Genomic DNA, 13,144 nt, shown 5'->3' with positions numbered 1-13,144 from the left:
ATCAAGTAGTTAGAGCACTTCGACGATGGCCTTGGTGACCACGTGGATGTTGCTCTGGTTCAGCGCGGCCACCGCGATGCGGCCGGTGTCGAGGGCGTAGATGCCGAACTCGTTCTTCAGGCGCGCCACTTGCTCCACGGTCAGGCCGGAGTAGGAGAACATGCCGGCCTGGCGGCCGACGAAGCTGAAGTCGCGCGAGGCGCCGTACTCGGCCAGCAGCTGGACCATCTGCTTGCGCATGCCGTGGATGCGGGTGCGCATCTCGGCCAGCTCGGTTTCCCACATCTGGCACAGCTCTGGGCTGTTGAGCACGGTGGCGACGATGGTCGCGCCGTGGGTCGGCGGGTTGGAGTAGGTGGTGCGGATCACCCGCTTGATCTGCGACAGCACGCGGGTGCTCTCGTCTTTCGAGGCGGTGACGATCGACAGCGCGCCAACGCGCTCGCCATACAGCGAGAACGACTTGGAGAACGAGCTGGACACGAAGAACTGCAGGCCCGACTCGGCGAACAGGCGCACGGCGAAGGCGTCTTCGGCGATGCCGTCACCAAAGCCCTGGTAGGCCATGTCGAGGAACGGTACGTGACCCTTGGCCTTGACCACTTCCAGCACGTTCTTCCAGTCGTCCAGCGACAGGTCGACGCCGGTGGGGTTATGGCAGCAGGCGTGCAGGACGATGATCGAACCCGACGGCAGGCTGTTCAGGTCCTCGAGCATGCCGGCGCGGTTGACGTCGTTGCTGGCGGCATCGTAGTAGCGGTAGTTCTGCACCGGGAAACCAGCAGTTTCGAACAGCGCGCGGTGGTTTTCCCAGCTCGGGTCGCTGATGGCGACCACGGCGCCTGGTTGCAGGCGCTTGAGGAAGTCGGCGCCGATTTTCAGAGCGCCGGTACCGCCAACGGCCTGCACGGTGACCACGCGGCCTTCGGCCAGCAGCGGCGACTGCGCGCCGAAGATCAGCTTCTGCACGGCCTGGTCGTACTGGGCGATACCATCGATCGGCAGGTAGCCGCGGGAGGCGTGCTGGGCGGCACGGGTGGTTTCGGCTTCGATCACTGCACGCAGCAGCGGGATGCGGCCTTCCTCATTGCAGTACACGCCCACGCCCAGGTTGACCTTGTCGGTGCGGGGGTCGGCGTTGAATGCTTCGTTGAGGCCCAGGATAGGGTCGCGGGGTGCCAGCTCGACAGCGGAAAACAGGCTCATTGTTACCTTGGCTCTGATAGGAGAGTGATAGGGGTCGCCACGCTCCAGCCGAATGCACTGAAGCGGTGCACAAACGGGGAGTCAGTATAGTGATACCGCCCGGTCACCGCGACAGTCTGGCGCAGCTTTTCCGGCTGTTTGCGCAAATATTTTTCGACCATTGGTCGAAATGCCCGGTCCATTGCGGTAAGCGTTCGCAGGCTGGCCTTGAAACCCGAGCCCGGCGCGCACATTTGCGTATAGACTACTGGCTAAATTTACAGTTGCCGCGACATCCACGAGGTTCGTCATGTCCGAGTTCCAGCTCGTCACCCGATTCCAGCCGGCCGGCGACCAGCCCGAGGCCATCCGCCTGATGGTCGAGGGCATCGACGCCGGGCTTTCGCACCAGACGCTGCTCGGGGTGACGGGGTCGGGCAAGACCTTCAGCATCGCCAACGTCATTCAGCAGGTGCAACGCCCAACGCTCGTGCTGGCGCCAAACAAGACCCTGGCAGCCCAGCTGTATGGCGAATTCAAGGCGTTCTTCCCGAACAACGCGGTCGAGTATTTCGTCTCCTACTACGACTACTACCAACCCGAAGCCTACGTGCCGTCGTCGGATACCTTCATCGAGAAGGACTCCTCGATCAACGACCACATCGAGCAGATGCGCCTGTCGGCGACCAAGGCGCTGCTGGAGCGGCGCGACGCGATCATCGTCACCACCGTGTCGTGCATCTATGGCCTGGGCAGCCCCGAGGCATACCTGAAAATGGTCCTGCACGTCGACCGAGGCGACAAGCTCGACCAGCGTGCACTGTTGCGCCGCCTGACCGAGCTGCAGTACACCCGCAACGAGATGGACTTCGCCCGCGCCACCTTCCGTGTGCGCGGCGACGTGATCGACGTGTTCCCGGCCGAATCGGACCTGGAAGCCATCCGCATCGAACTGTTCGACGACGAGGTGGAGAACATCGCCGCCTTCGACCCCCTCACCGGCGAGGTGATCCGCAAGCTGCCACGGTTCACCTTCTATCCCAAGTCGCACTACGTGACGCCGCGCGAGACGCTGCTCGAGGCGGTCGAGGGGATCAAGGAGGAGCTCAAGGAGCGCCTGGAGTACCTGCACAAGGCCAACAAGCTGGTCGAGGCCCAGCGCCTGGAGCAACGCACCCGCTTCGACCTGGAGATGATCCTCGAGCTGGGTTACTGCAACGGCATCGAGAACTACTCCCGCTACCTGTCCGGGCGCCCGGCCGGCGCGCCGCCACCGACACTCTACGACTACCTGCCAGCCGATGCCTTGCTGGTGATCGACGAATCCCACGTCAGCGTGCCCCAGGTCGGCGCCATGTACAAAGGCGACCGCTCGCGCAAGGAAACGCTGGTGGAGTACGGCTTCCGCATGCCGTCGGCGCTCGACAACCGCCCCATGCGCTTCGATGAGTGGGAGGCGGTCAGCCCGCAGACCATCTTCGTTTCCGCCACGCCCGGCCCTTATGAAGCCGAGCATGCCGGGCGAGTGGTCGAGCAGGTGGTGCGCCCCACCGGCCTGGTCGACCCGCAGGTCGAGGTACGGCCGGCGCTGACACAGGTGGACGACCTGTTGTCGGAGATCGGCAAACGTGTCGCCCAGGGCGAGCGGGTGCTGGCCACCACGCTGACCAAGCGCATGGCCGAGGACCTCACCGATTATCTCGCCGACCACGACGTGCGTGTGCGTTACCTGCACTCGGACATCGACACTGTCGAACGAGTGGAGATTATCCGCGACCTGCGCTTGGGCACCTTCGATGTCTTGGTGGGCATCAACCTGCTGCGCGAAGGGCTGGACATGCCCGAGGTGTCGCTGGTGGCGATCCTCGACGCCGACAAGGAAGGTTTCCTGCGCTCCGAGCGCTCGCTGATCCAGACCATCGGCCGCGCCGCGCGCAACCTCAACGGCAAGGCGATCCTCTACGCCGACAACATCACCGGCTCCATGCAGCGCGCCATCGACGAGACCGAGCGGCGTCGAGCCAAGCAGGAGGCCTTCAACGCCGCGAACGGCATCGTCCCCCAGGGCGTGGTCAAGGACATCACCGACATCATGGAAGGCGCCACCGTGCCGGGTGCGCGCAGCAAGAAGCGCAAAGGCATGGCCAAGGCGGCGGAGGAGGCCGGGCGCTACGAGGTCGAGTTGCAGACCCCGGCCGAGATCACCAAGCGTATCAAGCAGCTGGAAGAGAAGATGTTCCAGTTCGCCCGCGACCTGGAGTTCGAAGCCGCGGCGCAGTTGCGCGACGAGATCGGCAAATTGCGCGAGCGCCTGATCGCCAGTTGAAGACCAGTGTCGGCACGATCTCTGTAGGAGCGGCCTTGTGTCGCGAAAGGGCTGCGCAGCAGCCCCCGACAATCTCGTGACATCCATGGATCGTGGGGCCGCTCCGCGCCCCTTTCCGGCCGGTCCGGTGCCCCGGCAAGGCCGCTCCTACAGGGGATGCACCTGGCTCAATGCGCCTCACCGGCCTTCAACCCCTGCGGCAGCTTTCTGGTCAACAACACCGCCAACATGCTCACCGCCAACCCGATCCCGACAAAATGGAAGGCATCGTTGTAGGCCATGATCATCGCCTGCTGATGGGTGATCTCGCTGAGCTTGCCCAGCGCCGCGCTGTCGTTGCCTAGCCGCTCGGTCAGTTGCGCCAGACGCTCGGCCACCTGCGGGTTGCTCGGCACCACCGCCTCGCGCAGATAGTCGAAATACACCTTGGCCCGTGCATCCAGCAGCGTCGCCAGCAAGGCGATGCCGATCGCCCCGCCCAGGTTGCGCAAAATGTTGAACAGGCTCGAAGCCGACCCTGCGTCCTGCGGCTGGATATACGCGGTGGCGATCAGCGAGATGGTCACCATGATCATCGGCTGGCCGAGGGCTCGAATCACCTGGATCTGGTTGAACTGCGGCCCGGCAAAGTCCGGGTTGAGCACCCCCGAGCTGAAGCTGGCCACCCCGAACAGGCAAAAGCCCAGGGCGCACAACCATTTTGGCGAGATCACCTTCATCAGCAGCGGCACCAGCGGAATCAGGAACAGCTGCGGCACCCCCATCCACATGATCACTTCGCCGATCTGCAAGGCGTTGTAACCCTGGATCTGCGCCAGATACAGCGGCAGCAGGTAGATCGAGCCGTACAGCCCCACGCCCATGCCCAGGCTGGCGATGCTCGACAGGCCGAAGTTGCGGTTGCCCAGGATGCGCAGGTTGATCAGCGGGTTAGGGCGCGACAGTTGCAGGATCACGAACAGGATCAGGCTGAGCAGGGCAACGGTACCCAGGCTGACGATCAGGCCGGATTCCAGCCAGTCCTTGCGGTGGCCCTCCTCAAGAAACACTTGCAGGCAACCCAACCCCAGGCCGAGGGTGACGATGCCGGCGTAATCGGTGCTTTTCAGCAGCTCCCAATGTGCTTCTTTCTTTTCCAGCCCGTACATCAAGCCAGCGATCATCAGCAGCCCTGGTGGGATGTTGATGTAGAAGATGTACTCCCAGCCCCAGTTCTCGGTCAGCCAGCCACCGAGGGTCGGGCCGATCGACGGGGCAAAGGTGGCGGTCATGGCGAACATCGCCATGCCCTTGGCGCGGTGATGCTCGGGCAGTTTGATCAGGGTCAGGGTGAATGCCAACGGGATCAGCGCGCCGCCGGTGAAGCCCTGCAACGCGCGGAACACGATCATGCTTTCCAGGTTCCAGGCCATCGAGCACAGCAGCGACGAGGCCAGGAAACCCAGCGACACCCACACTGCCAGGCGCCGGGCCGAGAGCAGCTGCACCAGCCAGGCGGTCAGCGGGATCATGATGATCTCCGCCACCAGGTAGGAGGTGGAGATCCACGAGCCTTCCTCCAGCGTGGCCGACAGCGCACCCTGGATGTCCTTGAGCGACGAGTTGGTGATCTGGATATCCAGCACCGCCATGAACGCGCCGAGCATCACGCTCATCACCGCGATCCAGTCGCGCCGGGTCGGTTCCGCGCTGGGGCGCAGCAGTTGATCACCGGCCATCGCGGCTGTCGTCGTCGCTGCGCAGGTCGACGGTGGCGGTCACCGACATGCCTGGGCGGATGCGGCCATGCAGCGGGTTGTCGGCGGCGAAGGTCAGCTTGACCGGAATGCGCTGCACCACCTTGGTGAAGTTACCGGTGGCGTTGTCCGGCGGCAGCAGGCTGAACTGCGCGCCGGAGGCGGCGAACAGGCTGTCGACGCGGCCTTCGATGGGCGTGTCGGGGTAGCTGTCGAACAGCAGTTCGGCACGCTGGCCGGGGTGCATCTTGCCGATCTGGGTCTCCTTGAAGTTGGCCTGCACCCAGATGTCTTCGTCGGGGACGATCGACAGCAGGTAGGCGCCGGCCTGCACCACCTGGCCATTGCGCGCGCTGCGCTGGCCGATGGTGCCGCTGATCGGCGCGTGGATCTCGCTGCGGGTCAGGTTGAGTTCGGCCTGGGCCAGGTCGGCGCGGGCATTGGCGATTTGTGCGTCGAGGCGCTTGAGCTCGGCGCTCAGCGCGTCGACCTGCTGGCGCTGGCCCTTGAGATCGGCCTGGGCCTTGTCGACCTGGGAGCGGGCCACATGGCTTTCCGCCGACAACGTGGTGACCCGTTCTTCGGAGACGAAGCCGGGCTTGCGCAGGGCCTGGGCGCGGTTGAGGTCGAGCTGCGAGCGGTCAAGGGTGGCCTGGTTGGCCGCGACCTGGGCCTGGCCGGCGGCGATCAGGCTGCCCTGTTGCGCCAGCCGGCTCTGCGCCTGCACCAGCTCTGCCTCGCGGGTGGCCAGCGCGGCGCGAGCGCGGGCCACGGCCAGTTCGAAGTCGGCCACTTCCAGGCGCACCAGCAGGTCGCCTTGGTTGACGTGCTGGTTGTCCTCCACCCGGACCTCGTCGATGCGTGCGCCCAACTGGCTGGAAACCCGGGTGATCTCGCCCTGCACATAGGCGTTGTCGGTGCTCTCGTAGAAGCGCCCCTTGAAGTACCAGTGGGCGAGGAAGGCAAGCCCGACCAGTGCGACCAGGGTGAGGAAGACCAGCAGGCGACGTTTGAGTTGAGCGGGCATGAGGACTATGGTTCCAAAAATGTAAGCAAATTTAACAGCTGCAACGGGCGTCGTCACAAGTGACGATCGCGCCATTGCTGGAGCCGAGTGCCTGCTCCCTGCTAACATCCCGCCTTTGTTTCACTCTTCGTTCGAGACTCACAATGACCACCGTTCGCACGCGTATCGCGCCTTCGCCCACTGGCGACCCCCATGTCGGCACCGCCTACATCGCCCTGTTCAACTACTGCTTCGCCAAGCAGCACGGCGGTGAGTTCATCCTGCGTATCGAAGACACCGACCAGTTGCGCTCCACCCGCGAGTCGGAACAACAGATCTTCGACGCTCTGCGCTGGCTGGGCATCGAGTGGAACGAAGGCCCGGACGTTGGCGGCCCGCACGGCCCCTACCGGCAGAGCGAGCGTGGCGAGATCTACGCCAAGTACGCCAAGGAGCTGGTCGACGCCGGCCACGCCTTCTACTGCTTCTGCACCGCCGAAGAGCTGGACCAGATGCGTGCCGAACAAATGGCCCGTGGCGAGACCCCGCGCTACGACGGCCGCGCGCTGCTGCTCAGCGATGAGGAAGTGCAACGCCGCCTGGCGGCGGGTGAATCGCACGTGATCCGCATGAAGGTGCCGAGCGAAGGCGTCTGCGTGGTGCCGGACATGCTGCGTGGCGATGTCGAGATCCCATGGGACCGCATGGACATGCAGGTGCTGATGAAGAACGACGGCCTGCCGACGTACTTCCTGGCCAACGTGGTCGACGACCACTTGATGGGCATCACCCACGTGCTGCGTGGCGAAGAGTGGCTGCCCTCGGCACCGAAACTGATCAAGCTGTACGAGTACTTCGGCTGGGAGCAGCCCAAGCTCTGCTACATGCCGCTGCTGCGTAACCCGGACAAGTCCAAGCTGTCCAAGCGCAAGAACCCGACCTCGGTCACGTTCTACGAGCGCATGGGCTTCATGCCAGAAGCGATGCTCAACTACCTGGGCCGTATGGGCTGGTCCATGCCCGACGAGCGCGAAAAGTTTTCCCTGGCCGAAATGGTCGAGCACTTCGACCTGTCGCGCATCTCGCTGGGTGGCCCGATCTTCGACATCGAGAAGCTGTCCTGGCTCAACGGCCAGTGGCTGCGCGAGCTGCCGGTGGAAGAGTTCGCCGCGCGTGTGCAGAAGTGGGCGTTCAACAGCGACTACATGATGAAGATCGCCCCGCATGTGCAGGGCCGGGTCGAAACCTTCAGCCAGGTCGCCCCACTGGGTGGTTTCTTCTTCGAAGGCGCGTTGAAACTCGACGCCAAGCTGTTCGAGAGCAAGAAGTTGTCGGCTGACCAGGTGCGCCAGGTGATGCAGTTGATCCTGTGGAAACTGGAAAGCCTGCGTCAGTGGGAAAAGGACCGCATCACAGCCTGTATCCAGGCCGTGGTCGAGTCGCTGGAGCTGAAGTTGCGCGATGCCATGCCACTGATGTTCGCCGCCATTACCGGTCAGGCCAGCTCGGTGTCGGTGCTCGATGCCATGGAAATCCTCGGCCCGGACCTGACCCGCTACCGCCTGCGCCAGGCCATCGACCTGCTGGGTGGCGTGTCGAAGAAGGAAAACAAGGAGTGGGAGAAGCTGCTGGCGAACATCGCCTGATAGCTTTTCTATTGCTTACCCTGTGGGAGCGGGTTTAACCGCGAATACGATGGTGCTTGCACTACAGCTTTCGCGGGTGAACCCGCTCCCACAGGGGCGCAACATCAGGATTCAGCAGGGCAGGGCGGTAAGTGATTGTTATCTGTGAAAAAACTTTTGAATATTTTCAAAAATTCGTTTGACAGCCCTGCAATCGGATCTTAATATGCGCCCCGTCCACAGCGATGAACGCAAACGAAACGCCAGGCACCCAGCCAGCGCTTCGGTTCAGAGCGACATTGTGGGGCTATAGCTCAGCTGGGAGAGCGCCTGCATGGCATGCAGGAGGTCAGCGGTTCGATCCCGCTTAGCTCCACCAAATTCCGCTTAACGGCTTTAGGTCGGTAAGCAAGACTGGGTCCAGCAACCGGGTCTTGAAGGTAAGAAGGTTCGTCCCCTTCGTCTAGTGGCCTAGGACACCGCCCTTTCACGGCGGTAACAGGGGTTCGAGTCCCCTAGGGGACGCCAGTTTTGCACAAGCGATGTTTCAGGATGTCGCTGGGCCGAGAGGCTAGAAATCCGGGGCTATAGCTCAGCTGGGAGAGCGCCTGCATGGCATGCAGGAGGTCAGCGGTTCGATCCCGCTTAGCTCCACCAATTTTGCCGCGTTGCGTGAAAATGCAACGGCACGAAGGTTACGTCCCCTTCGTCTAGTGGCCTAGGACACCGCCCTTTCACGGCGGTAACAGGGGTTCGAGTCCCCTAGGGGACGCCACTTTTACCCGCGTTTTGCGGGAGTTGAAAGGCTCATCATCAGATGGATGAGCCTTTTGTTTTACTCGGGGCTATAGCTCAGCTGGGAGAGCGCCTGCATGGCATGCAGGAGGTCAGCGGTTCGATCCCGCTTAGCTCCACCAATTTTGCCGCGTTGCGTGAAAGCGCAACGGCACGAAGGTTACGTCCCCTTCGTCTAGTGGCCTAGGACACCGCCCTTTCACGGCGGTAACAGGGGTTCGAGTCCCCTAGGGGACGCCATTTTTTACCCGCGTTTTGCGGGACTTATAAGGCTCATTCGCTTATTGAATGGGCCTTTTGTTTTTTCTGCTCCCTCTAAAACTTCATTAGCCGATCAGCGGTTGCACATTCTGCTTGCCAGAAAATATTACAGGCATAATATGTCGCTCATAATATTTCGAGGTGAGCCATGAGCGACAAGAAGACCAAGACCCGCGAACGCATCCTGGAAGCGGCACGTGGCGCGCTGATCCAGCACGGCCCGGCAGAGCCGAGCGTCAGCCAGGTCATGGGCGCCGCCGGCTTGACGGTGGGTGGCTTCTACGCCCACTTCGACAGCAAGGACGCGCTCATGCTCGAGGCCTTCCGCCAGTTGCTCTGCGAGCGCCGGGCCCTGCTGGCCGCGGCGGACCCGAACCTTGACGGCGCTGGCCGCCGTGCGCTGGTGGCTGCCTTCTACCTGTCGCGCAAGCACCGCGATGGCGAGATAGAAGCCTGCCCGCTACCCAATGCGCTCAGCGAAATGCAGCGCCTGCCGGACGCGTTTCGCGAGGTGCTGGTGGAACACATCGAGCTGATGACCGCACAGATGGTCGACCGCCCCGAGGACATCGACAAGGCCCTGGCCGATTTCGCCCTGATGGTTGGCGGCCTGGCCGTCGCCCGGGCGCTGGGTACTGGCGAGCTGTCCGACCGTGTCCTGCGTGCCGCCAAATCGGCGGTGATTTGAGCAACCCCACCCCTGGAGCATGGCGATGACTACCCTGAGCTGGATTCGCGGCGTCAATGGCACCCTCGGCCACCTGGTCCCTGAACATGTCGCCGGCAAGATGCGCCGCGCCTTCATGACCCCGCGCACGCTGCCACCGAGGCAGTGGGAGCTGCCGCTGCTGGCTCGCGCCGAGCGCATCACCTTGCGTTTCGGGCTGTCGGCGCTGCGCTGGGGGCAAGGCCCGACCGTGTTGCTGATGCACGGTTGGGAAGGGCGGCCCACCCAGTTCGCCGCGCTGATCGAGACGTTGGTTGCTGCGGGCCATACCGTGGTGTCGCTGGAAGGGCCCGGCCATGGCCGCTCGCCCGGGCATCAGGCGAATGTGGTGCTGTTTGCCCGCGCGCTGCTGGAAGCCGCCGCGGAGTTGCCGCCACTGCGCGCGGTGATTGGCCACTCCATGGGTGGCGCCAGTGTGATGCTGGCGTTGCAATGGGGGCTGCGTGCCGAAGCAGCGGTCAGTATCGCCGCGCCAGCGCAACTGCTTGGGGTCATGCGCGGTTTTGCCCGCCGTCTGGGGCTGCCGGCGCGTGCCAGGGCGGCGTTCATTCGCCAGGTCGAGCGTGACATCGGCGTGCAGATTGCGCGGCTGGATGTCGCCGGTTACCAGCTGGACCTGCCGGGCCTGGTGGTGCATGCCAGCGATGACGACATGGTGCCGGCCAGTGAATCGCAGGTCATTCACAAGGCGTGGTTCGACAGCCGCTTGCTGACACTGGAGGCGGGTGGCCACTTGCGTGTGCTGGCCGATCCACGCCTGGGTGAGGCGGTGCTCGAACTGCTGGCGCGCACCAATCTGCGGGCGCGGCAAAGCGCCTGAGGCCTGTTCGCCGGCAAGCCGGCTCCTACGGGCCAATCGCTAGCCCATGCATTGCGGTAATCCCTGTGGGAGCAACTGTCTTGTACAGATCTTCTGTAGGAGCGGCCTTGTGTCGCGAAAGGGCCGCAAAGCGGCCCTAGGCTTCCTGTGTGGCATTCACGATTGCTGGGTCTGCGATGCAGCCCTTTCGCGACACAAGGCCGCTCCTACAGAGACCGCGCAAGATGCGGGCTTGCCGGCGATTGGCCGGCAAGATCCTGCGCAAAGACTGGACATCCCGCGGCAATGCCCTGCTAAATCCGGGTTTTACTTCAAGGAAGCGGGCATGAGCTGGGATCTCGCAGCACCTTTCATCATCGACCTTCGCGTCGGCAGCGAGGATATCGATGGCCTCGGCCACGCCAACAACGCGGTCTACGTCACCTGGCTGGAGCGCTGCGCCTGGCGTCACTCGCAGCGCCTGGGCCTGGACCTGGCCGAATACCGCCGCCTGGACCGGGCCATGGCCGTGGTTCGCCATGAAATCGACTACCTCGCCGCCGCCTACGAAGACGACGAACTGCAACTGGCCACCTGGATCATCGACTGGGACCAGCGCCTGCGCATGACCCGCCGTTTCCAGCTCAAGCGCCCGAGCGATGGCGTCACCCTGCTGCGCGCGCAAACCACCTTCGCCTGCATCGAGCTGTCCAGTGGCAAGCCCAAGCGCATGCCGGCGGAATTCATCGACGGCTACGGCCCGGCGCTGATCGGCAGCTGAAAAGCGGCGGATCTTTGTTAGACTGCCGCCTTTTTCGCCCCGAGACCCTCACATGCAAATTGCCCTGGCCCCGATGGAGGGGCTGGTCGACAACATCCTGCGCGACGTCCTGACCCGGGTGGGAGGCATCGATTGGTGCGTCACCGAGTTCATCCGCGTCTGTGACCGCCTGTTGCCGGAATCCTCGTTCGACAAACTGGCCCCGGAGCTGCGCCAGGGCGCACGCACCGCAGCCGGTGTGCCGATGCGTGTGCAGTTGCTCGGTTCGGACCCGGTGTGCCTGGCCGAAAATGCGGCGCTGGCCTGTGAGCTGGGGGCGCCGGTGATCGACCTGAACTTCGGCTGCCCGGCCAAGACCGTCAACAAGTCGCGCGGCGGCGCCGTGCTGCTCAAGGAACCGGAGCTTCTGCATACGATCGTGCGCGAAGTGCGTCGTGCAGTACCTGCACATATCCCGGTGACGTCGAAGATGCGCCTGGGCTTCGACAGCCCGGATGGCGCGCTGGAGTGCGCAACGGCGCTGGCCGAAGGCGGTTCGGCGCACCTGGTGGTGCATGCGCGGACCAAGGTCGAGGGCTACAAGCCGCCGGCCCACTGGGAGTGGGTGGCGCGGGTACAGGATGTGGTCAAGGTGCCAGTGTTCGCCAATGGTGAAATCTGGACCGTCGACGACTGGCGGCGTTGCCGCGAGGTGAGCGGCGCCGAGGACATCATGCTGGGGCGCGGCCTGGTTTCGCGGCCGGACCTGGCCCTGCAGATCGCCGCTGCCCGTGACGGTCGTGACTACGAACCGATGAGTTGGGGTGAACTGCTGCCGCTGCTGCGCGAATTCTGGCGCCAGGCCCAGGACAAACTGTCACCGCGATATGCGCCGGGGCGGATGAAACAGTGGCTGGCGATGCTGACCCGTGGCTATCCAGAGGCGGTGGCGTTGTTCGCCGAGCTGCGCCGGGAGGATGATTGCCAGAGGATCAGTCGGTTGCTTGGGGTTGGTATGCCGGCCATCGAGACCTGTGTCGCCTGACATGGCGCAATCGCGGGGCAAGCCCGCTCCCACGGTTCTACATGGCCTGTGGGAGCGGGCTTGCCCCGCGATGAATTCACCGCGATAACAGAATTTCCGCTTTTCCCCTTGAAAGCGTTTCACCAGGCCATATCTCTTGAGTACGCGATGCCGAAGTCGGGTCGCGTAATGACCTACTTGCTGAATCTCAGGAGTTAATGACCATGACCACCGCTTTCTCTCTCGCCCCGCTTTTCCGCAATTCCGTCGGTTTCGACCGTTTCAACGACCTGTTCGAAGCCGCCGCCCGCAACGAGGCCGGTAGCAGCTACCCGCCCTACAACGTGGAAAAGCACGGCGATGACCACTACCGCATCGTGGTTGCCGCAGCCGGCTTCCAGGAGCAGGACCTCGACCTGCAGGTCGAAAAAGGCGTGCTGACCGTCACCGGTGGCAAGCGCGACAACAGCAACGAAGGTGTCACCTTCCTGCACCAGGGCATCGCCCAGCGCGCCTTCAAGCTGTCGTTCCGCCTCGCCGACCACATCGAGGTCAAGGGCGCGGGCCTGGCCAACGGCCTGCTCAGCATCGAGTTGCTGCGCGTCGTGCCGGAAGAGGCCAAGGCCAAGCGCATCCCGATCAATGGCGACAAGCCTGCGCTGAACTGAGTTCGGCGGGATGAACGAAAGGGCACCTTCGGGTTAATGCCAGTCAGTTAAGCCACATTTGGGGCTGCTTCGCAGCCCTTCGCGGGCAAGCCCGCTCCCACAGGTACAGCGCATATGTTGAGAAATGCGCAATCCTGTGGGAGCGGGCTTGCCCGCGAAGGGCCGCAAAGCGGCCCCAGATTTTAGTTACGCCGCCGACATCGCTGGGGCTGCGTTGCAGGCCTTTCGCGGC

General features: G+C 63.6%; 10 protein-coding genes and 6 tRNA genes. 13 read left to right on the top strand and 3 right to left on the bottom strand.

The window, feature by feature from the left end; translation table 11 throughout:
• Positions 1-9: 9 nt before the first annotated feature.
• Complete coding sequence (locus tag IX761_RS01270; protein WP_194787741.1) at positions 10-1,206, bottom strand: amino acid aminotransferase; 1,197 nt, start codon at positions 1,204-1,206, stop codon at positions 10-12.
• A 289-nt stretch (positions 1,207-1,495) separates the two neighbouring features.
• Between IX761_RS01270 and uvrB the strand changes: the two genes are divergently transcribed.
• Complete coding sequence (gene uvrB, locus IX761_RS01265) at positions 1,496-3,511, top strand: excinuclease ABC subunit UvrB (protein WP_194787740.1); 2,016 nt, start codon at positions 1,496-1,498, stop codon at positions 3,509-3,511.
• A 167-nt stretch (positions 3,512-3,678) separates the two neighbouring features.
• On the opposite strand, the gene IX761_RS01260 is transcribed toward uvrB, so the two are convergent.
• Positions 3,679-5,169, bottom strand: a complete 1,491-nt coding sequence (locus tag IX761_RS01260; RefSeq protein ID WP_194787851.1) for an MDR family MFS transporter — start codon at positions 5,167-5,169, stop codon at positions 3,679-3,681.
• 49 nt (positions 5,170-5,218) lie between these two features.
• Positions 5,219-6,274, bottom strand: a complete 1,056-nt coding sequence (locus IX761_RS01255) for an HlyD family secretion protein (protein WP_194787739.1) — start codon at positions 6,272-6,274, stop codon at positions 5,219-5,221.
• Positions 6,275-6,417: 143 nt separating this feature from the next.
• Between IX761_RS01255 and gltX the strand changes: the two genes are divergently transcribed.
• The 12 genes from gltX to IX761_RS01195 all read left to right on the top strand — a co-directional run bounded on the left by gltX (position 6,418) and on the right by IX761_RS01195 (position 12,912).
• Positions 6,418-7,899: a glutamate--tRNA ligase gene (gene gltX, locus IX761_RS01250; RefSeq protein ID WP_194787738.1), complete on the top strand. Its 1,482-nt coding sequence runs from the start codon at positions 6,418-6,420 to the stop codon at positions 7,897-7,899.
• A 282-nt stretch (positions 7,900-8,181) separates the two neighbouring features.
• Positions 8,182-8,257, top strand: a tRNA-Ala gene (locus tag IX761_RS01245).
• 73 nt (positions 8,258-8,330) lie between these two features.
• Positions 8,331-8,406: transfer RNA gene (locus tag IX761_RS01240), tRNA-Glu, on the top strand.
• 53 nt (positions 8,407-8,459) lie between these two features.
• A tRNA-Ala gene (locus IX761_RS01235) sits at positions 8,460-8,535 on the top strand.
• Positions 8,536-8,577: 42 nt separating this feature from the next.
• Positions 8,578-8,653: transfer RNA gene (locus tag IX761_RS01230), tRNA-Glu, on the top strand.
• Between the two features lie 66 nt (positions 8,654-8,719).
• Positions 8,720-8,795 (top strand) — tRNA-Ala (locus IX761_RS01225).
• 42 nt (positions 8,796-8,837) lie between these two features.
• A tRNA-Glu gene (locus tag IX761_RS01220) sits at positions 8,838-8,913 on the top strand.
• Between the two features lie 169 nt (positions 8,914-9,082).
• A complete protein-coding gene (locus tag IX761_RS01215) occupies positions 9,083-9,622 on the top strand; it encodes a TetR/AcrR family transcriptional regulator (RefSeq protein ID WP_194787737.1) in 540 nt (179 codons plus the stop codon).
• Between the two features lie 25 nt (positions 9,623-9,647).
• Complete coding sequence (locus tag IX761_RS01210; protein WP_194787736.1) at positions 9,648-10,481, top strand: alpha/beta fold hydrolase; 834 nt, start codon at positions 9,648-9,650, stop codon at positions 10,479-10,481.
• Between the two features lie 325 nt (positions 10,482-10,806).
• Positions 10,807-11,241 (top strand): acyl-CoA thioesterase, encoded by a 435-nt coding sequence (locus IX761_RS01205; protein WP_194787735.1) that lies wholly within the window; start codon positions 10,807-10,809, stop codon positions 11,239-11,241.
• Between the two features lie 52 nt (positions 11,242-11,293).
• Entirely contained in the window at positions 11,294-12,265 is a 972-nt protein-coding gene (locus tag IX761_RS01200; protein WP_194787734.1) for a tRNA dihydrouridine synthase, read from the top strand.
• Positions 12,266-12,468: 203 nt separating this feature from the next.
• Complete coding sequence (locus IX761_RS01195; RefSeq protein ID WP_194787733.1) at positions 12,469-12,912, top strand: Hsp20 family protein; 444 nt, start codon at positions 12,469-12,471, stop codon at positions 12,910-12,912.
• The last annotated feature ends 232 nt before the right edge of the window (positions 12,913-13,144 follow it).

Source organism: Pseudomonas sp. UFMG81 (genome assembly GCF_015354575.1).
Lineage (GTDB): Bacteria > Pseudomonadota > Gammaproteobacteria > Pseudomonadales > Pseudomonadaceae > Aquipseudomonas.
Note: the sequence above shows the minus strand (reverse complement) of the source record. Positions and strands in the feature narration are given on the sequence as shown.